This window comes from Burkholderia sp. NLJ2 (assembly GCF_049487195.1).
Lineage (GTDB): Bacteria > Pseudomonadota > Gammaproteobacteria > Burkholderiales > Burkholderiaceae > Burkholderia > Burkholderia pyrrocinia.
In genome coordinates this window covers 1,079,189-1,097,845 of the sequence record NZ_CP137809.1, presented here as the reverse complement: position 1 = coordinate 1,097,845, position 18,657 = coordinate 1,079,189, and the positions used below count along the sequence as shown (strand labels likewise).

General features: G+C 67.6%; 18 protein-coding genes. 4 read left to right on the top strand and 14 right to left on the bottom strand.

What is annotated here, in order from left to right:
* Positions 1–341: 341 nt before the first annotated feature.
* A complete protein-coding gene (locus tag R9B84_RS21575) occupies positions 342–1,463 on the bottom strand; it encodes a Fic family protein (protein WP_423760368.1) in 1,122 nt (373 codons plus the stop codon).
* A gap of 93 nt (positions 1,464–1,556) precedes the next feature.
* Positions 1,557–2,474 (bottom strand): LysR substrate-binding domain-containing protein, encoded by a 918-nt coding sequence (locus R9B84_RS21570; protein ID WP_423760367.1) that lies wholly within the window; start codon positions 2,472–2,474, stop codon positions 1,557–1,559.
* Positions 2,475–2,602: 128 nt separating this feature from the next.
* Here R9B84_RS21570 and R9B84_RS21565 point away from each other — a divergent pair, with 128 nt between their 5' ends.
* The gene (locus tag R9B84_RS21565) at positions 2,603–3,328 is read left to right on the top strand and encodes a pirin family protein (RefSeq protein ID WP_423760366.1); all 726 of its coding nucleotides are present in this window, start codon (positions 2,603–2,605) and stop codon (positions 3,326–3,328) included.
* Positions 3,329–3,389: 61 nt separating this feature from the next.
* On the top strand, positions 3,390–3,992 hold the full coding sequence (gene wrbA, locus R9B84_RS21560; protein WP_423760365.1) for an NAD(P)H:quinone oxidoreductase: 603 nt from the start codon (positions 3,390–3,392) through the stop codon (positions 3,990–3,992).
* Positions 3,993–4,115: 123 nt separating this feature from the next.
* Here the strand turns inward: wrbA and R9B84_RS21555 are convergent, their stop codons facing one another.
* The 7 genes from R9B84_RS21555 to R9B84_RS21525 form a co-directional block, all read right to left on the bottom strand.
* A complete protein-coding gene (locus tag R9B84_RS21555; RefSeq protein WP_423760364.1) occupies positions 4,116–4,421 on the bottom strand; it encodes a hypothetical protein in 306 nt (101 codons plus the stop codon).
* 226 nt (positions 4,422–4,647) lie between these two features.
* Entirely contained in the window at positions 4,648–5,382 is a 735-nt protein-coding gene (locus R9B84_RS21550; RefSeq protein ID WP_065503922.1) for an LrgB family protein, read from the bottom strand.
* Positions 5,379–5,750, bottom strand: a complete 372-nt coding sequence (locus R9B84_RS21545; RefSeq protein ID WP_423760363.1) for a CidA/LrgA family protein — start codon at positions 5,748–5,750, stop codon at positions 5,379–5,381. Before R9B84_RS21545 ends, R9B84_RS21550 begins: the two co-directional genes overlap by 4 nt.
* Before the next feature lie 333 nt (positions 5,751–6,083).
* Positions 6,084–7,118, bottom strand: a complete 1,035-nt coding sequence (locus tag R9B84_RS21540; RefSeq protein WP_423760362.1) for an alpha/beta hydrolase — start codon at positions 7,116–7,118, stop codon at positions 6,084–6,086.
* Between the two features lie 57 nt (positions 7,119–7,175).
* A complete protein-coding gene (locus tag R9B84_RS21535; RefSeq protein ID WP_423760361.1) occupies positions 7,176–7,601 on the bottom strand; it encodes an organic hydroperoxide resistance protein in 426 nt (141 codons plus the stop codon).
* Positions 7,602–7,823: 222 nt separating this feature from the next.
* The gene (locus R9B84_RS21530; protein ID WP_342312253.1) at positions 7,824–8,390 is read right to left on the bottom strand and encodes a TetR/AcrR family transcriptional regulator; all 567 of its coding nucleotides are present in this window, start codon (positions 8,388–8,390) and stop codon (positions 7,824–7,826) included.
* 152 nt (positions 8,391–8,542) lie between these two features.
* On the bottom strand, positions 8,543–9,139 hold the full coding sequence (locus tag R9B84_RS21525) for a TetR/AcrR family transcriptional regulator (protein WP_423760360.1): 597 nt from the start codon (positions 9,137–9,139) through the stop codon (positions 8,543–8,545).
* A 157-nt stretch (positions 9,140–9,296) separates the two neighbouring features.
* Between R9B84_RS21525 and R9B84_RS21520 the strand changes: the two genes are divergently transcribed.
* Together R9B84_RS21520 and R9B84_RS21515 are read left to right on the top strand one after the other, a co-directional pair.
* On the top strand, positions 9,297–10,316 hold the full coding sequence (locus R9B84_RS21520) for an alpha/beta hydrolase family protein (RefSeq protein WP_423760359.1): 1,020 nt from the start codon (positions 9,297–9,299) through the stop codon (positions 10,314–10,316).
* Between the two features lie 98 nt (positions 10,317–10,414).
* Complete coding sequence (locus R9B84_RS21515; protein ID WP_423760358.1) at positions 10,415–12,268, top strand: ABC transporter ATP-binding protein; 1,854 nt, start codon at positions 10,415–10,417, stop codon at positions 12,266–12,268.
* A 63-nt stretch (positions 12,269–12,331) separates the two neighbouring features.
* On the opposite strand, the gene R9B84_RS21510 is transcribed toward R9B84_RS21515, so the two are convergent.
* The 5 genes from R9B84_RS21510 to R9B84_RS21490 form a co-directional block, all read right to left on the bottom strand.
* Positions 12,332–13,822, bottom strand: coding sequence for an aldehyde dehydrogenase (locus R9B84_RS21510; protein ID WP_423760357.1), 1,491 nt, complete (start codon positions 13,820–13,822; stop codon positions 12,332–12,334).
* Positions 13,823–13,847: 25 nt separating this feature from the next.
* Positions 13,848–15,263: an amidase family protein gene (locus tag R9B84_RS21505; RefSeq protein ID WP_423760356.1), complete on the bottom strand. Its 1,416-nt coding sequence runs from the start codon at positions 15,261–15,263 to the stop codon at positions 13,848–13,850.
* 47 nt (positions 15,264–15,310) lie between these two features.
* Positions 15,311–15,691 (bottom strand): cupin domain-containing protein, encoded by a 381-nt coding sequence (locus R9B84_RS21500; protein WP_423760355.1) that lies wholly within the window; start codon positions 15,689–15,691, stop codon positions 15,311–15,313.
* A gap of 71 nt (positions 15,692–15,762) precedes the next feature.
* Positions 15,763–17,055, bottom strand: coding sequence for an NAD(P)/FAD-dependent oxidoreductase (locus R9B84_RS21495; protein WP_423760354.1), 1,293 nt, complete (start codon positions 17,053–17,055; stop codon positions 15,763–15,765).
* A 26-nt stretch (positions 17,056–17,081) separates the two neighbouring features.
* Positions 17,082–18,647, bottom strand: coding sequence for a DUF3138 family protein (locus tag R9B84_RS21490; RefSeq protein ID WP_423760353.1), 1,566 nt, complete (start codon positions 18,645–18,647; stop codon positions 17,082–17,084).
* Positions 18,648–18,657: the final 10 nt, after the last annotated feature.

The following is an 18,657-nucleotide window of genomic DNA, read 5'->3' as shown; positions in this document are numbered from 1 at the left end:
CAGCCACGCTGCGCTGCACGATGTCGTCGCGCAATGCGGCTTCCGCGGCGCATCGACGATCCCGATGAACACCATTGCGCCTTCGCCTTCACCTTCGCCATCGTGTGCGTGTGCGTGTGCGTGTGCGTGTGCGTGTGCGTGTGCGTGTGCGTGTGCGGGTGCGTGTGCGGGTGCGTGTGCGGGTGCGGGTGCGGGTGCGGGTGCGGGTGCGGGTGCGGGTGCGGGTGCGGGTGCGGGTGCGGGTGCGGGTGCGGTGCGGTGCGGGTGCGGTGCGGTGCGGGTGCGGCAGGCGGCGCCTGCACGGTACCCACCGTCGAAACCGGTTACGGTGCGAGCAGGCGTCAGCCGTCGAACGGCACCAGTTCGTAACTCGTGCTCCGCCCGCCGGACGACGAGCGACGCAGCACACCGCGCTCGACGAGTTCCGTGATGTCGCGCAGCGCCGTGTCTTGCGAGCACTTCGCGAGGGCCGCCCATTTGGTGGTCGTCAGTTTCCCTTCGAAGCCGTCGAGCAAGCGATTCATGACCTTGACCTGACGTTCGTTCATCGCGAAGCCCGCACATCGCTGCCAGAAGCGCGCCTTGACCAGGACCGCGTCGAGCGTCGTGTGCGCGTGATCGATGGCCCTGCCGAGCGCATTCAAGAACCACGCGAGCCATTCCGTGACATCGAGCGAACTGCGCTGCGTCCGCTCCAGCACGTCGTAATACGCGTTGCGCTCACGCTGGATCTGCGCCGACAGGCTATAGAAGCGCTGCGGACTCCGATCGGCGCGCGCGAGGACGAGATCCCCGAGCGCTCGCGCGATACGGCCGTTGCCGTCGTCGAACGGATGGAGCGTGACGAACCAGAGGTGGGCCAGGCCGGCCCGGATCAGCAAGGGCTCGACCGGCGCGGCATTGAACCAGGCGAGAAAGCGCGCAACCTCGCCGGTCAGGCGCGCGGCCGGCGGTGCTTCGAAATGCACGCGTTGCCGGCCGATCGGCCCGGACACCACCTGCATCGGCCCGCTCGCATCCGTACGCCATGCACCGACCGTGATCCGCGACATCCCCGAATAGCCGGTCGGGAAAAGGGCTGCATGCCATCCGAACAAACGGCTTTCGGTGACCGGTGCCGCCGAATGGGTCGTCGCATCCAGCACCATGTCGACCACGCCCTCGACGTGGCGATCGACCGGCGCTTGCGCACCGATATCGACCCCGAGCCGGCGCGCAATCGACGATCGGACCGATGCGACGTTCAGGTTTTCGCCCTCGATGGCGCTGGTCTTGACGACGTCCTCCGTCAGCGCGACCAGGCTCGCCTCGTCCCGCAGCGCCAGGCCGACATCCGCCAGTCGCCCGGTCAGCATGCCTTGCGCACGGCTGACGTCGGCGACGGACGTGGCAAGTGCCGGGAGGTCGAAGCGCCACGCAGGCCAGTCGGCCAGCTCCCAGATGAAGGTGTAATCTCCGCTCATGATGCGGAGATTATCCCATCGATTCGCCGCATGACTCAATATTCCCCGCAAATTCTGCGGAGAATAGCCCCTCCATTCACCGCACGCCGCCCGCTACCGTCGCCTGCCCGCCCCGCCCTTCGCCGCTGGCGCGACCTCCCCGAGCCGCTCCGCGAGAAACCCGATGAACGTGCGCAGCGTGACGAACCCTTCGCGATGCTGCGGAAACACCGCGTTGAGCGTGATCGGCGACGGCGCATACGCGTCGAGCACCGGCACGAGCGCGCCGCTGTCGAGCGCCGCGCCGACGATGAAGTGCGGCAGCAGCGCGATGCCGAGCCCCGCGATCGCCGCGTCGCGCACGACTTCGCCGTTGTTCGCGACGAGCGGCCCCTGCACGTCGAACGTGCGCGCCGCACCGTCGACGCGGAATTCCCAGCCGACGCGCCGCTCGCGCCCGTACAGCAGGCACGTGTGGCCGGCGAGATCGGCCGGCGTCTCGGGCGTGCCCTGCCGCTTCAGATAGGCGGGGCTCGCGCACGCGATCATCCGCCACGCGCCGAGCGGGCGCGCGATCAGCGACGAATCCTCGAGCGAGCCGATCCGCAGCACCAGATCGAATCCCTCGCCGATCAGGTCGACGCGCCGGTCGGTCAAGTCGAGGTTCAGCCGCACGGCCGGGTGCGCGGACAGGAATTCGGCGATCAGCGGCGACACGTGCGTGATCCCGAACGACAGCGGCGCGCTGATCTTCAGCGAGCCGTGCAGTTCGGTGCTGCGCACCGACATTGCCTGCTCGGCGTCGGCGATCTCCGCGAGGATCCGCTGCGCCCGCGCATAAAACTCCTGCCCCGATTCGGTCACCGCGAGATTGCGCGTATTGCGGTGCAGAAGCCGCACGCCGAGCGACGCCTCCAGCGCCATCGTGCGCCGGCTGACGAACTGCTTGGACAGCATCAGCTGGTCGGCCGCCGCCGTGAAGCTGCCCGCGTCGACTGTCGCGACGAAGATCCGCAAGTCGTTGAGTTCCATATTGTCCACTCCATAGCGACAGTCATTATCTCCGCAGCCATTTATTTGTCAAATCGATTGACCTAAGATTCATCTCAACGAACGGCCGGGCCCACTTCCGAGGTCCGGCGACTTCAAGGACAAAAATCATGATCGAAATCCGTGCAGCAAACCAACGTGGCCGTGCGGAGCATGGCTGGCTCAGCTCCCGTCATACGTTTTCGTTCGCGAATTACTACGATCCGAAGCAGGTCGGCTTCTCCGACCTGCTCGTGATCAACGACGACCGCGTCGCGCAGGGCGGCGGCTTCGGCACGCACCCGCACCGCGACATGGAAATCCTGTCGTACGTGCTCGACGGCGCGCTGGAACACAAGGACTCGATGGGCACCGGGTCGGTGATCGTGCCGGGCGACGTGCAGTTGATGAGCGCGGGTACGGGTGTGCGCCACAGCGAGTTCAACCACTCGCGGGAAACGCCGGTCCACTTCCTGCAGATCTGGGTCGGGCCGGCCGAAAAGGGTGCCGAGCCGCGTTATCAGCAGACGAATGTCGCGGCCGACGACAAGCGCGGCAAGCTCACGCTGGTCGTGTCGCCGAACGGCGACGCCGGTTCGCTGAAGATCCGCCAGGACACGCGGATCTATGCAGGCCTGTTCGACGGCGATGAACGCGCTACGCTGGAACTGGCACCGGACCGCTTTGCTTACGTGCACGTTGCACGCGGCAGCGTGACGGTCAACGGCGTGACGCTCGGCGAAGGCGACGGCGCTCGCATCCGCGGCGAACAGGCGCTGACGTTCGCCGACGGCAACGATGCCGAAGTGCTGGTGTTCGACCTGCGTCCGGTCGACGTGACGGCCGAGTGGGCATGACGCCCGTTCGGGAAACCGGGCCCCGCTGAAAGCGGGGCCCTTTTAATCGGAGATTCGCAACATGGCCAAGGTACTCGTTCTTTACTACTCGTCCTACGGGCACGTCGAAACGATGGCGCAACACATCGCGGAAGGCGCGAAATCGGTGCCCGGCGTCGAGGTCGCGCTCAAGCGCGTGCCGGAAACGATTCCCGTCGACCAGGCCAGGGCCATCGGCGTGAAGGTCGACCAGGCCGCACCGGTCGCGACCGTGGACGAACTCCCCGATTACGACGCGATCATCTTCGGCACGCCGACCCGCTTCGGCAACATGGCCGGCCAGATGCGCACGTTCCTCGACCAGACCGGCGGCCTGTGGATGAAGGGCGCGCTCGTCGGCAAGATCGGCAGCGTGTTCGCGTCGACCGGCACGCAACACGGCGGCCAGGAAACGACGATCACGTCGTTTCACACGACGCTGCTGCACCAGGGGATGGTGATCGTGGGCGTGCCGTACGCATGCAGCGGGCTCGTCAACATGAACGAAATCACCGGCGGCACGCCGTACGGCGCGACGACGCTCGCGGGCGCGGACGGCAGCCGCCAGCCGAGCGCGAACGAACTCGAAATCGCCCGTTATCAGGGCAAGCACGTCGCGGAACTCGCGAGCAAGCTCGCGTCGTAACGCGTCGCACCATCCGGGAACCCGCCGGCCGCGCCCGGTCCGGCATTCCCGGAAAGCCGCACAGGAACGGACGGCGCCGTTGCAACCCGGCGCCGTCCGTTCATGCCGTATACCGGCCGGCCGTTACTGCCCGGAAGCCGGCGCGGCGGGCGCCGCGTTCGTCGCGGGCGCCTTCTGCGCGGCGTTTTGCGGATAGTTGCTCTGGTCGTTGGTCAGCCGATAGCCGCTGCCGGTACCGATCGCCTTCAGGTCCGACGCGTGGCGCGCCCGGGCCGCCTTGCGCGCCGCCTTCTTCTGCGCCTTGTCGAGCTGCTTCTGCGTCGGCGCGGACGCCGGATCCTGCGCGTATGCCACTGGCGCGGCGGTCAACAGCAGACCGAACGACGCCGTTACTGCTACTGCCACCGAAACCACGCGAGACTTCTTCATGGCCGGACCTCCTTGTCGATTGTTGGTTGTGAGTCGAACACCGGCACGCACGCGACGACTTGCGAGAACGGCGCCGATGCAACGTTAGCCGATCGCTGCGCAAATGTCCGTGTGCGTTCCTGAATTCTCCCGATAACGGCAGCGATACGTGCATGCCGGGCCACCGTCGTGCCGGCAAGCCATCCGCGCCCATCAGGGAAACCGATAACCCCGGGGCAGCCTGCGCTCAAACCCAGCGCGACAACACCGGCAGCAGGATCGGCACGACGAAGGCCGTCAGCACGCCGTTCAGCCCCATCCCGAGCCCGGCGAACGCGCCGGCCTCCTCACTGACCTGGAACGCGCGCGCGGTGCCGATCCCGTGCGACGCGACGCCGAGCGCGAACCCGCGCACGGCCGGCTCGTCGATCCGCAGCGCGTTGAGGATCCCGCGCGCGCACACCGCGCCGAAAATCCCGGTCGAGATCACGAGCACGGCGGTCAGCGACGGAATGCCGCCGATCTCCGCGGCGACGGCCATCGCGATCGGCGTCGTCGCCGATTTCGGCGCGAGCGACGCGATCGTCTGGTGCGATGCACCGAACAGCGCGGCGATGCCGACCGCCGACACGATCGCGGTCAGCGAGCCCGCGAGCAAGCCGACGAGCAGCGGCAGCGCGGTGCGCCGCAGCTTCGACCACTGCCGGTACAACGGCAGCGCGAGCGCGACGGTCGCGGGGCCGAGCAGGAAATGGACGAACTGCGCGCCTTCGAAATAGGTCGGATACGGCGTATGCGTGATCGTCAGCAGCACGACGATCAGCGCGACCGCAATCAGCACCGGGTTCGCGAGCGGATTGAAGCGCGCCCGCGCATACACGGCCTGCGCGAACAGATACGCGACCAGCGTGATGGTCAGGCCCAGCAACGGGCTCGCGGCGAGGTAGACCCAGATCGCGCCGAGTTTCGGGAAGGCCGTCATTGCGCGCCCTCCGCGGGACCATCCGCGCGGCGTTGACGCCGCAGCAGCGCACGCGTGACGAGCGCCGTCACCGCGATCGCGAGCGTGGTGCTCACCGCCAGCGCGACGACGACCGCGACCGCGTCGCCGCGCACGCGGTCGGCCGACACCATGATGCCGACACCGGCCGGCACGAACAGCAGCGACAGGTGCCGCAGCAGCTCGAGCGCGGTCGGCTCGATCGCGTCGGCCACCTGCGGGCGCAGCATCACGAAGCCGAACAGCAGCAGCATGCCGATCACCGGGCCCGGCACCGGCAGGCCGAACAGATAGGACACGCCTTCCCCGAGACACTGGAAGATCAGCAAGACCGCGAACGCCTGCAGCATGAACCGCTTCTCCGGAAGGTGGCCGCGATACCGCGCGGCCGATATGCCGGCGGCTTGCGGCACCGGCGTGGACGATATGCGCGATCGTATCAACAATGCGCGCGGGCGGGCGCGACGGCGCAATCGCACGATCCTGATTCGACCGTTTCAATCCGGTTGGATCAGGCAAGAGATCGGGCGGAACCGGGCGGGACGAAGGAGCGATGGCGCGCCGCTCCGGACGCCAGGGGTGTCGTCTTTCACCGCGCCTGTCGTCCGCATGCAAAAAGCGGCGGGCATGAGCCCGCCGCTTCGTCGTTCGCACTCGAACGCATCCCAATGCCACCCGGCGCGCTACCTCAGCCGCGTCGCGATTTCATTCGCCAGCGCCTTCGTCGCGGCCTTCGTCGGTGCATCCGCAGCCAGCGCGTTCAGCAGACCGAAATCATGGATCGTGCCGTCATAACGCGTGGTCGTCGCATCGACACCGGCCGCGTCGAGCTTGCGACCGTATGCTTCGCCTTCGTCGCGCAGCACGTCGAACTGAGCGACCTGGATCAGCGCGGGCGGCAGGCCCTTCAACTGCGCGGTGCTCGCGCGCAGCGGCGACGCGTAGATCTCGTTACGTTGCGCTTCGTTCTTCGTGTACGCGTCCCAGAACCACTTCATCATCGGCCGCGTCAGGAAGTGGCCCTGCTGATACGCGTCGTACGAGCCCGTGTTGAAGTTGTGGTCCGTGACGGGCCACATCAGGCCCTGGAAGCGGATCGCCGGGCCGCCCTTGTCCTTCGCCATCAGCGACACCACGGCCGCCATGTTCCCGCCGACACTGTTGCCGACCACCGCGAGGCGGCTGCCGTCGACGCCGATTTCCGCACCGTGCGCAGCCACCCACTTCGTCGCCGCATACGCCTGGTTGATCGCGACCGGGTAATGCGCTTCCGGCGACGGCGTGTAATTCACGAACACCGCGACGGCGCCCGATTGCACGACGAGATCGCGCACGAGGCGTTCATGCGTCGGGAAGTCGCCGAGAATCCAGCCGCCGCCGTGGAAGAACATGAACACCGGCAGCGTGCCCGTCGCGCCCTGCGGGCGGACGATCGTGATCGGCACCGACAAGCCGTCCTGCTCGATCGTGCGGTTCGACACGTCGATGCCCGACAGGTCGACCTTCGCGCCGTTCTGCGCGTCGACCAGCACCTGGCGTGCCTTCGCGGCGCTCAGCGTTTCGAGGCCCGGGCCCTTCTGGCCGTTCAGCACGGCGAGAAACCCGCTCGTCGCCACATCGGGCCGGACAGCTTCGGCGCCGGCGGCAAATGCGGTGGACGCGGTGGACAACGCGGCTGCAACAGCGGCAGCGATCAGCAGCGGCTTGACGATCTTCATGATGAAACTCCTGGGCTTAATCGGTAAATGACGACGAATGGTTCGCAGTACGACTGATCAGACGAGCGTGAGCGTGACGTCGATGTTGCCGCGCGTCGCGTTCGAATACGGGCAGACGAGGTGCGCGCGATCGATCAGCGTTTGCGCGGTATCGCGATCGAGGCCCGGCAGCGAGATCTTCAGTTCGACTTCGATGCCGAAGCCGTTCGGGATCGCGCCGATGCCGACGCTGCCTTCGATGGCGGCGTCCGCGGGGATGGCGATCTTGTCGCGGGCCGCGACGAACTTCATCGCGCCGATGAAGCACGCGCTATAGCCGGCCGCGAACAGTTGCTCGGGGTTCGCGCCTGCGCCGCCCGCGCCGCCGAGTTCGCGCGGCGTGGTCAGCTTCAGGTCCAGGCCGCTTTCGGGCACCGTGGCACGGCCGTCGCGGCCGCCGGTGGCTTTTGCATGGGCGCGGTACAGCACTTTTTCGATCGACATGACAGACTCCTTTTCAATCAGTGAGTGAAACAGCCTTCCAACCCGGGACCGCGCGCCGAAAGCCTTGCCGCCGGCGTCACGCTTGCTTATCTACTCATAGATAGATAAACGTCCCCAAAAAATGCAGGCGGTCGATTCCCTGCTCCGATTATCTATCTACCAACAGATAGATAACAAAACCCAACAAAAGGCGGCGAACCGCCCGACTGCTTGCCCTGTCCGTCAGGACCGGGTTTTCCAGACGGCCTCGACATCCTCGAGACGCGCCCGCGTGTGAAACAGCCGGCTGGCCAGCACGCTGCCCTGGAACGCCGCGTACAACGTGCGGGCCGCCGTTTCGGGCTTGCCGCTGAACTGCAGCGTGCCTTCCTTCGCGCCCTGCGCCAGCAATTCGGCGAGCCAGTTCTCGTTGGCCTTGAAGAATGCCTGCACGGCCTGCCGCACGTTCTCCGGCAACGATTCGATGTCGGCCGCGAGCATCCCGCACAGGCAGATCTGGTTGCCGTCGCCGAGTGTCCGGCCGAACAGCTTCGTGTACAGGCTCAGCTTCACGTCGGCCGGCAACGCCGGATCGATCGCCCGCATGGCTGCGAGGACTTCGTCGCTGTACGCCGCCACCGCTTCCAGCACGAGATCGTCCTTCGACGGGAAGTAGTAGTGGATGCTCGACGTCTTCACGCCCACCAGGTCGGACAGGTCTCGATAGCTGAAGCCGTTGTAACCGCGCAGCATCATCAGCGTGATCGCGTGGTCGAGAATCTGTTCGCGGACGGTCGGTTTCGTTTCCATGGATCGAACTTTATCTACTCATAGATAGACAGTCAAGGACTTTTTTTGGGGGCGGGATGCGCCACCTATCCGCGCTCGTCTGGCTATCGCCGTCGCAGGCGCTCGCCCGGATGGTGTAACGCTCGAATCGCGTCATGCCGGCGCCACCGAGCTCACTGCGACCTCAGCATCCGCTGAATGATCGTCCGCAACATCGCGCGGTGTGCGCGCGGCTTGAACCCCGGCTCGAACACGACGCGCCCGACCGCGCCTTCGGCAAGCGCGAGCAGCCATGTCGCGACCAGGTCGGGCTTCAGGCTCCCGTCTATCCGCCCTTGCGCGATGCCGCGCTTGATCAGTGCGACCATCCGCCCCTTCACCTGCGCCTCGTTCGCCGCGAACAGCGCGGCGACTTCCGGATTGCGCGTCGCCTCCGCCGCAGTCTCGATGCTGATGCGCGCATAGACGGGATCGCTCGACAGCTCCATCAACGCCAGCGCGATCTCCTCGATCGCGACCAGCGCGTCGTCCGCTTGAGCGTGCTGCGCGAACAGTTCGGCCATCTCGCGCTGGTCTTCCTGCGCAACCGCCTCGATGATCGCCGCCTTCGTCGGGAAATAGTGAAACAGGTTGCCGGGGCTCATGCCGGCCGCCTTGCATATCGCGGCCGTGGACGTCGCATGGAAGCCGTCGCGCGCAAAACAGTCGATCGCGGCATCCAGGATCTGGCGCCGCTTCGCTTCCACTCTTTCAGGATCGATCTTTCTCAACGGGAACTCCAGGCTCGACGATGGCTCAAATATTTATTAGACTGATCAGTCGATCTATTATCATCGTGATGTCCCGTTGGCGTCAAGGCGCGGTGCTCAAGCACGTGCCGCCAGCGGGTTCGCATTGTCCGCTTCACACCACCGGTCAGAAGGCCCCTTGAAACGAATCGTCATCACCAGCATCGCACTCGTCCTGCTCGTGCTCGTCGCGCTCACCGCGCTTGTGCTGCGCGGCCTGTCCGATTTCGAGCTGAGGAGTGCAAGCGTGTCGACGCTCACATTCCACGCCGGCGGCGCCGATCTCGTCGGCACGCTCGCGCTGCCGGCCCATGCACCCGACGCGCCGATCGTGCTGCTCGTCCACGGCGACGGGCCGCGCACGCGCTTCTCGGACGACGCGATGCTGCCGCTCGTCAACAGCCTGCTCGACGCCGGCATCGGTGTGTTCGCGTGGGACAAACAGGGCACCGGCCGCAGCGGCGGCGACTGGCTCACACAATCGATGCAGGACCGCGCGAACGAAACGATCGCGGCGATGGCGCGTGTGAGCGCGGCCGCCGGCCCCGCGCACAAGGTCGGCCTGCTCGGCTTCTCGCAGGGCGGCTGGGTCATTCCGCGCGTCGCCAATGCGGTGCGGCCCGCGTTCTCGGTGATCGTCGGCGGCGCCGTCAGCTGGCGCCGACAAGGCACCTACCTGACGCGGCAGCAGCTCCAGGCAACCGGCCTGCAGCCGGATCGAATCGATGCGACACTGGCCGCCGAGCGACGCGACAACGACGCAATCTTCGGCCGGGCGGACGTGCCGGCCGATCCGGGCCGGCGGCCCGACGTCGAGCCGCGTCGCTTCGGCTTCATCGCGCGCAACTATCTGGAAGACGCGTCGCAGGCGCTCGCGACGATGCAAGGGCCCGTGCTGGCAGTGTGGGGCGCGATGGACCGCAATGTCGATCCGGTCGACGAGGCCAACACCTATGCGCACGCGTTCGCGAACCGGCCCGACCGGCGCGTCGTGGTCGTGCCCGGTGCGACGCACGCGTTGCTGCGCGCCGGCTGGTTCGACTACCAGCTCGAGTCCGACTGGCCGAAGTGGAAGACGTGGCTGTACGTGGCGCTCGGGCGCCACGCGTATGCGCCGGGAACGCTCGACCCGATCGAGGCCTGGATCCGGTCGCAATGAACACGCGTGCAGCACGGCCGCGACGCGGATCGCGCCGCGCATGAAACAGGCAATAACGGCCACGCCGATCGGCGCGGCCGCATCAAGGAGAAGTTCCAATGTACTCGTGGTTTGAACGGCGCCTGCCGACTTTCCCGCTCGAAGATCCCGTCACGCCGCCGAGGGGATTCTTCTCGTTCGTCTGGGCGTGCACGAAAGGCGCGCGAAGCTGGATCCTGCTGATCGCGCTGACGTCCGCCGCGCTGGCCGCATACGAAGCCGCGCTGTTCGCGATGATGGGGCGCGTGGTCGACTGGCTGTCGTCGGCGACGCCGGCGGAGTTCGGCGGCCGCCACGTCGGCACGCTTGCCGGCTTCGCGGCGATCCTCGCCGGCAGCGCGCTGCTGATCGCGCTGCATACGATGGTCAAGCACCAGGTGCTCGCGATCAACTTCCCGATGCGGCTGCGCTGGCTGTTTCACCGGCTGATGCTCGACCAGAGCCTGTCGTTCTATGCGAACGAGTTCGCGGGCCGCGTGACGACCAAGATCATGCAGACCGCGCTCGCCGTGCGCGACGCGTTGTTCATGTCGGTCGACGTCGTGATCGGCGTCGCCGCGTACCTGATCGGCGTCCTCGCGCTCGCGGCGAGCTTCAACTGGCGGCTGATGATTCCGCTCGCGTTGTGGGCGCTCGGTTACGGCGCGGCGTGCGCGTTTTTCGTGCCGCGCCTGGGCGCCGTCGGCAGCCGGCAGGCCGACGCGCGCGCGCTGATGACGGGCCGCATCACCGACGCGTATTCGAACATCACGACCGTGAAGCTGTTCTCGCATACGCGACGGGAAGCCGATCACGCACGTCGTGCGATGGAAGCGTTCAAGGCGACCGGCGATGCGCAGATGCGGCTCGTCAGCGCGTTCGAGATCGCCAATCACCTGCTGTCGACGCTGCTGCTGATCGGTTCGACCGGCCTCGCGCTGTATCTGTGGATGCAAGGCGAGGTGAGCGCGGGCGTCGTCGCGGCCGTGATCGCGATGGCGCTGCGCCTGTCGAGCTATTCGCACTGGATCATGTGGGAGATGACCGAGCTGTTCGAGAACGTCGGCACGATCCAGGACGGCATCAACACGCTGACGAAGGTGCGCAGCGTGGTCGACGCGCCCGATGCGAAGCCGCTCGCGGTGCAGCGCGGCGGAATCGTGTTCGACAACGTGCAGTTCGCGCACGAGGACAATGATCGCGCGGTGTTCGACGGGCTGAACCTGACGATCCGGCCGGGCGAGCGGATCGGGCTGATCGGCCGCTCGGGCGCCGGCAAGTCGACGCTCGTGAACCTGCTGCTGCGTTTCTACGACGTGGGCGGCGGCACGATCCGGATCGACGGGCAGGACATCGCGCACGTGACACAGGACAGCCTGCGCAGCGCGATCGGGATGGTCACGCAGGATACGTCGCTGCTGCACCGGACGATGCGCGAGAACCTGCTGTACGGTCGCCCCGATGCAACCGAGCGCGACATGCAGGACGCGGCCGTGCGCGCGGAAGCGTCCGAGTTCATCGACCGGCTGCGCGACCGCCACGGGCGCAGCGGCTACGACGTCGAGGTCGGCGAGCGCGGCGTGAAGCTGTCGGGCGGCCAGCGGCAGCGCGTCGCGATCGCGCGCGTGATGCTCAAGGACGCGCCGATCCTCGTGCTCGACGAAGCGACCAGCGCGCTCGATTCCGAAGTCGAAGTCGCGATCCAGCGCAGCCTCGACAGCCTGATGAGCGGCAAGACGGTGATCGCGATCGCGCACCGGCTGTCGACGATCGCGGCGATGGACCGGCTGATCGTGCTCGACGAAGGGCGCATCGTCGAGGAAGGCACGCACCAGCAACTGCTGCAGGCGGGTGGCATCTATGCGGCGCTGTGGGCGCACCAGAGCGGCGGGTTCCTCGGCGAAACGGCGGAGGCGGAAGGCGCGGAGCAGTAGGCCGCTCGTCAGGACGTGTGCGGCGCGCAGCCTCGTTGCGGAGGCCGCGCACCGCGCCGGACGCTACAACCGCACAACCGTCGATTTCAGCTCGGTGTATTTGTCGAGCGCATGCAGCGACTTGTCGCGCCCGTTGCCCGACTGCTTGTAGCCGCCGAACGGGAAGTTCAGGTCGTCGCTGCCGTCGCCATAGCAGTTGACCCACACGGTGCCCGCGCGCAGTCGCCGCGCAACCTGGTGCGCCGTCGCGAGATCGCCCGACCATACGGCCGCGGCCAGCCCGTACTCGGTGTCATTGGCAATGCGAACGGCCTCGTCGACATCGTCGAACACGATCACCGACAGCACGGGCCCGAAGATCTCCTCGCGCGCGAGCGTTGCGTCGGGCTGCACCTCGAACACCGTCGGTTCGACGTAGAACCCGCCCGTCTCCTCCCGTACACGCGCGCCGCCCGTCACGAGGCGACCTTCGTCACGCCCGAGGCCGATATAACCCATCACGCGATCGAGCTGCACGCGATCGACGATCGCGCCCATCGTTACCGAAGGATCGAGCGGATGCCCGGGCGCGAAACGCCGCGACGCGTCGACCATCTTCGCGACGAATACATCCTTGATGTCGCGATGCACGAGCAGGCGCGAGCCGGCCGTACACACTTCGCCCATGTTGAAGAAGATCGCATCGGCCGCCGCCTGCGCGGCACGGTCGAGATCGGGGCAATCGGGCAGCACGATGTTCGGCGACTTGCCGCCCAGTTCGAGCCACACGCGCTTCAGGTTCGACTGCGCGGCGCACGCCATGATCTGCTGCCCGGTGCGCGTCGACCCGGTAAACGCGATGCAGTCGACGTCGCGATGCAGCGCCAGCGCCCTGCCCGGCTCCGCGCCACCCGGCACGACGCTAAACACGCCGGGCGGCACGCCGGCGTCGCACGCGAGCTGCGCGACGCGGATCGCGGTCAGCGGCGATTTCTCCGACGGTTTCAGCACGACGCTGTTGCCGGCGGCGAGCGCCGGCGCGAACTTCCATGCGGCCATCAGCAGCGGGAAATTCCATGGAACGACCGCCGCGACGACGCCGATCGGCTCGCGCGTGACGAACCCGACGAGATGATGGTCCGCCGGCACGACCTCGCCGCCGACCTTGTCGATCGCTTCCGCATACCATTCGACGCAATGTGCGGCCGCCGGCACGTCGATCGCCGTGGTGTCGGCGATCGGCTTGCCGGTGTCGAGCGTCTCGAGCAGCGCGAGTTCGTCGAGATGCTCGCGCATCAGCGCGGCCCAGCGTTGCAAAACGGCCTTGCGGGCGCGCGGGTTCATGCCGGCCCAGACCTGCGCGTCGAACGCGCGGCGCGCAGCCGCGACCGCAGCGTCGACATCGTCGCCGCCGCAATCGGCCACGTGCGCGAGCACGCAGCCATCGATCGGGCTCACGCAGGCGAAGCTCGCGCCGGCGTGCGCGTGGCGCGCTTCGCCGTCGATGAACGCGCGCCCTTCGATCCGCAGCACGGCCGCGCGGGCCTGCCAGTCTTCGAATGTCCGTTGATTCATTTGGATTCCTGTAAAATTTTTCGCATCATGATCCGATAACCGGATCGATCGGCGTGAAGATGCCCGCGCGCGCCTCGATCGCCTCGCCCGCGGCGAGACACAGCGCCTCCTGGAAGCGTCCGGCGACGAGCTGCACGCCGGTCGGCACGCCGTTGCGAATGCCGGTCGGCACCGACAGCCCCGGCAGCCCGAGCAGCGCCGTCGCGAGCAGCGGCCCCTGCCGGTCGACGATCTCGCGCATCGCGTCGGCGCCGTGCTGGTCGGCGTCGATCGCGAACGGCCGCGCGCACGATACGGGCATCAGCAGCAGCGGATAGCGCGTAAAGTACTGCTGCCAGTCGCGCAGCAGCGCGGTGCGCCGCGCGAGACCGTTCATGTAGCCGGCGAGATCCAGCGGCGCCGCGAGAATGCGCTGGCTCGCGAACGCGGTGCGGATCGCCGCGTCGCCGTGCTGCATGATCACGTCGCCGAGCCCGCTGCGCGCTTCGTTGGTCACGAGGTCGAGCCACAGTTCGCACGCTTCGGCGATCCGCGGCGGTTCCGCTTCCTCGACGATGCAGCCGGCATCCTCGAGCCAGCGCGCGGCCAGCTGGATCGCGTCGACGACCACCGGATCGGACGGCACGCCCGGCAGCGCCGGGCACACGGCCACGCGCGCGGGGAACGCTGCCTCGCGCGCGGCCGGCGCGACCGGCATCCACCATGCGTCGCGCGCGTCGCCGGCCGCCATCGCGTCGAGTGCGAGGCGCAGGTCGCCGACCGTGCGCGCGAGCGGCCCCTGCACGGACGCGAGCTGCACCGCGAGCGTGCGGTCCTTCGCCTGGGTCGGGTTGTACGCGGGGACGCGCCCGGTGCTCGGCCGCAGCCCGGCGACACCGCACGCATACGCCGGGTAGCGGATCGAGCCGCCCAGGTCGTTGCCGTGCGCGATCGCGCCGATGCCGGTGGCCACCGCCGCGGCCGCGCCGCCGCTGGAACCGCCCGGCGTCAGCGCCGGATTCCACGGATTCGACGTGCGGCCATGCAGCTCGTTGTCGGTGAACCAGCGATACGAAAACGCCGGCGCGTTGCTGCGCCCGATCACGATCGCGCCGGCCTTGCGCAGGTTCGCGGTCACCGGGCTGTCCTCGTGCGCGATCAGGTCCGAAAACGCGCGCACGCCGTTGGTCGTCGCGCATCCGGCCGTGTCGACGTTGATCTTCACGGTCACCGGCACACCGTGCAGCGGGCCGAGCGGCGCGCCGCGCGCGATCGCTGCATCGGCGACGGACGCCGCCTGTAACGCGCTGTCGGCCAGCACGTCGACGATCGCGTTGATGACGGGGTTCACCTGTTCGAGCCGCCGCAGGCAGCTACGCGTGAGTTCCGTCGCCGACACGTCGCGCCGCGCGACATGCACGGCCATCTCGGCCGCGCTGAGACGCCACAATTCCTGGGTCATGGGTTGCTCCTCGTTGATCTCGATGGTTGGATTGATCCGGCCTCGCACTACGCGCTCAACGGTCCGGCCTGCGGGGCGTGCGACGCATAGATCTTGCGGCACGTTTCGACGACTTCCCACGTGCCGCGAAAACCCGGCGGGATCACGAACCGGTCGCCGGCGCGCAACACGCGTTCGTGGCCGTCCGCATCGCGCACGATCGCGACGCCGCTCAGCATCTCGCAATACTCCGACTCGTCGTACTCGATCGTCCAGCGGCCGGGCGTGCATTCCCAGATCCCGCAACTGAACTGCCCGCACGGGCTGATGTAGTGATGCGACAGCGTCTGCATCGGGTTGCCGTCGAGCAGCAGGCCGCTCGGCACGCGGCTCTGCGTGAGCTTCGCCGGCGCCCGCATCAGGTCGACAAGATTCGTGATGTCGGTCATGTGTGCCTCCAGGGCATGAGTGGTTCGAAACGTTTCGGTGCCGCGCGGCCGTGCGAGCCGGCCCGCACGGGTCAGAGCAGGTCCATCGTCCGGTGCCACGCCATCGCGAGCGCCAGCATCGGCGTGCGCAACAGGCGTCCGCCCGGGAAGTCGCGATGGCGAATCCGGCCGAACAGGTCGAAGCGCGCGGCCTGCGTGTCGATCGCTTCCGCGATCAGCCGCCCCGCGAGGCCGGTCACGTTGACGCCGTGCCCGGAGAAGCCCTGCGCGAAATACACGGTCGGCTCGAGCCGGCCGAAATGCGGCGCGCGATTCATCGTCGCGTCGATCAGGCCGCCCCACGCGTAGTCGACCCGCACGTCGGCAAGCTGCGGAAACGTCTTCAGCATGTCGCGCCGCATCGCGGCTGCGAGGTCGCGCGGCGTGTTGGTCGAGCTGCTGGCCTTGCCGCCCCACAGCAGCCGGCGGTCGCGCGTCAGCCGGAAATAGTCGAGCGCCGAATTGCTGTCGCAGACCGCCGCGTCGGCCGGCATCGTCTCGGCCGCGCGCGTGTCGCCGAGCGGCTCCGTCGCGATCAGGTAGGTCGCCACCGGGATGATCTTGCGCGCGAGCGCCGGCGCAAGCTGCCCGAGGTACGCATTGCCTGCCAGCACGACATAGCGGGCGTCCACATGCCCGCTCGCGCACCTGACGCGGTGGTGCGGCGCGGCGCGATCGAGCGCAAGCGCGGGCGTGTCCTCGTGGATCGTCACGCCGGCCTCGCGTGCCGCCCGCGCGAGGCCGAGCGTGTAGTTCAGCGGATGCAGGTGGCCGCTGCCGTCGTGACGCAGGCCGCCGACGTAACGGTCCGACGCGACGAAGTGCTGCATGTCGGCACGCTCGACGATCTCGTAGCCGCGATAGCCGAAGCGGCTCGCCGCGGTATCGCGCCACTTGCGCAGCCCGTCGAGATGGCGCGGCTTGTTCGCGGCGGTCAGGTAGCCGAACGTCAGGTCGCAATCGATGCCGTGCCGCTCGACCCGCTGCCTGACGATATCGACCGACTCCAGCCCCATCGCCCACACGCGCCGCACGTCGTCGTCCGACAGGTACGCCGAGAACGTATCGATGTCGCACGCGTACCCGGCAATCAACTGGCCGCCGTTGCGGCCGCTCGCGCCCCAGCCGATCTTCGACGCCTCGACGAGCACGACCGAATGGCCGCGCTCGGCGAGATCGAGCGCCGCGGACAGGCCGGTGAGCCCGCCGCCGATCACGCAGACATCGGCGGTAACGGCGCCGTCGAGCGACGGGTGACGCACCCGGTTGTTGGCCGTCACTGCATAGTATGACTGAACATGTTGCTGGTTTTTGAACTTGAGCATGAGTGAGACTCGCGAACGGCGTCGCGTCAGAATGCGTAGATGAGCTGGGTCGCGAGCAGGTCGTTCGACTTCGCATACGACCCGTCGTGACGCAGGAAGACCTTGTTGCTCGCCCAGTCGTGCCGGTATTCGACCTTCACCGTCACCTGCTGGGTCGGGTAGAACAGCAGGTCGAACGCGGCGGCCTGCCGTGTCGCGCCCTTGCACTCGAAGCCGACGCCGCCGTTCGACTTCGACAGCGCGAGGCAGTCCGCGTCGATGCCGAAGCCGTTGTTCGGATCCATCCCGTTGCCGTTCAGGCCGATCGACGAACCACCGCCGCCGTTCTTCCGGTTCACGAGCAGGTCGTAGCGCAGCGTCGCGCCCATCCGGCCGACCACCGGCGCGTTGAACTTGCGGTGCGCGAGCAGCGACAGCCCGAACCACTGCGCGAGCCCGCCGTTGAACGCGCCGTGCTGCTGCTGGCCGTAATCGATCTCGGCGTTGTACTGCGCGTCGGCGAGCGTGTAGGTTGCGTCGGCTTCGCCGAAGAAGAACGCGCCGTACGCGCTCGGCGCGTTGCCGCCGACGCCGTAGCGCACGTTGCCGGTCGCCGGATCGATCGCGCTCGGCAACGTCTGGCGGCCGATGTTGATCGAACCGCCGATATCGAGCGCGCTGCCGTGCATATAGTCGACGCGCGCGGTAAAGGTCGGCACCTTGTTGCTCGTCGTGATCGGGTCGCCGAGCGCGTTGACGCCCGTCTGCGTGACCGCGCCCGCGCTGCGGAACTGCTCGTTGCCGACGAAGAACTTCCACGCCCAGTGGCCGTCCGCGCTCTGGTAGTTGATACCCGCGCCGATCGACGAACCGGGATCGGAGAAGTCGTACAGCAGGTTGTGCGTGAGCGTGAGCATCTGGTTCGACTGCTGGTACTCGTAGCCGCCGAAGCCGAGCACGAGCCCGCCGACAAACGCCGTCGTGCCCGACAGCGGCACCGTGACGACCGCCGTGTTCACGATGTCGAGCCCGCTCGCGCCGCTGCCCGTCATCATCGACAAACCCGCCCCGCGGTTCGGCATCAGCGTGATTTCCGCGGACGGCGCGGTCGGGCCGACGCCGAACGTCTTCTTGATGTCGAGGAATACGTCGCCGAACGTGCTGTTGTAATAGGTGTACGCGTTCTCATGGTTCGCGAACTGGAACGACGACGTGCCGCCGCCCCGGTTGTACAGGTAGGTCGGGTCGAGGTAGCCGGTCACCGACAGCCCTGCGATCGGGCCCGTACGCGCGGCATCGGTCAGCGAATCGACCTTCAGTTGCTGGTTCGCGACCTGCTGGCGGATTTCCGTCACGTCGTCGTTGGTCAGCACGGCCGGCGCCCGACCGTAGCCGGGCGCCGACGTATCAGCCGCGGCCGTGCCGGTCGCCGCGTTCGACGCAGCCGGCACGGCCACCGGTTTCGCGGCAAGTTGCGATTGCACCGCGCTCATCTGTCGCTGCAGCACGGCAAGCTGCTGCTGCAACGCCTTGATCTGGTCGGCGCTCGAGTTCGCGGCGGCGAGCCCCGGCAGCGCACCGGCGATCAGCGCGCAGAGATACTTCTTCTTCATGGAAAGTCTC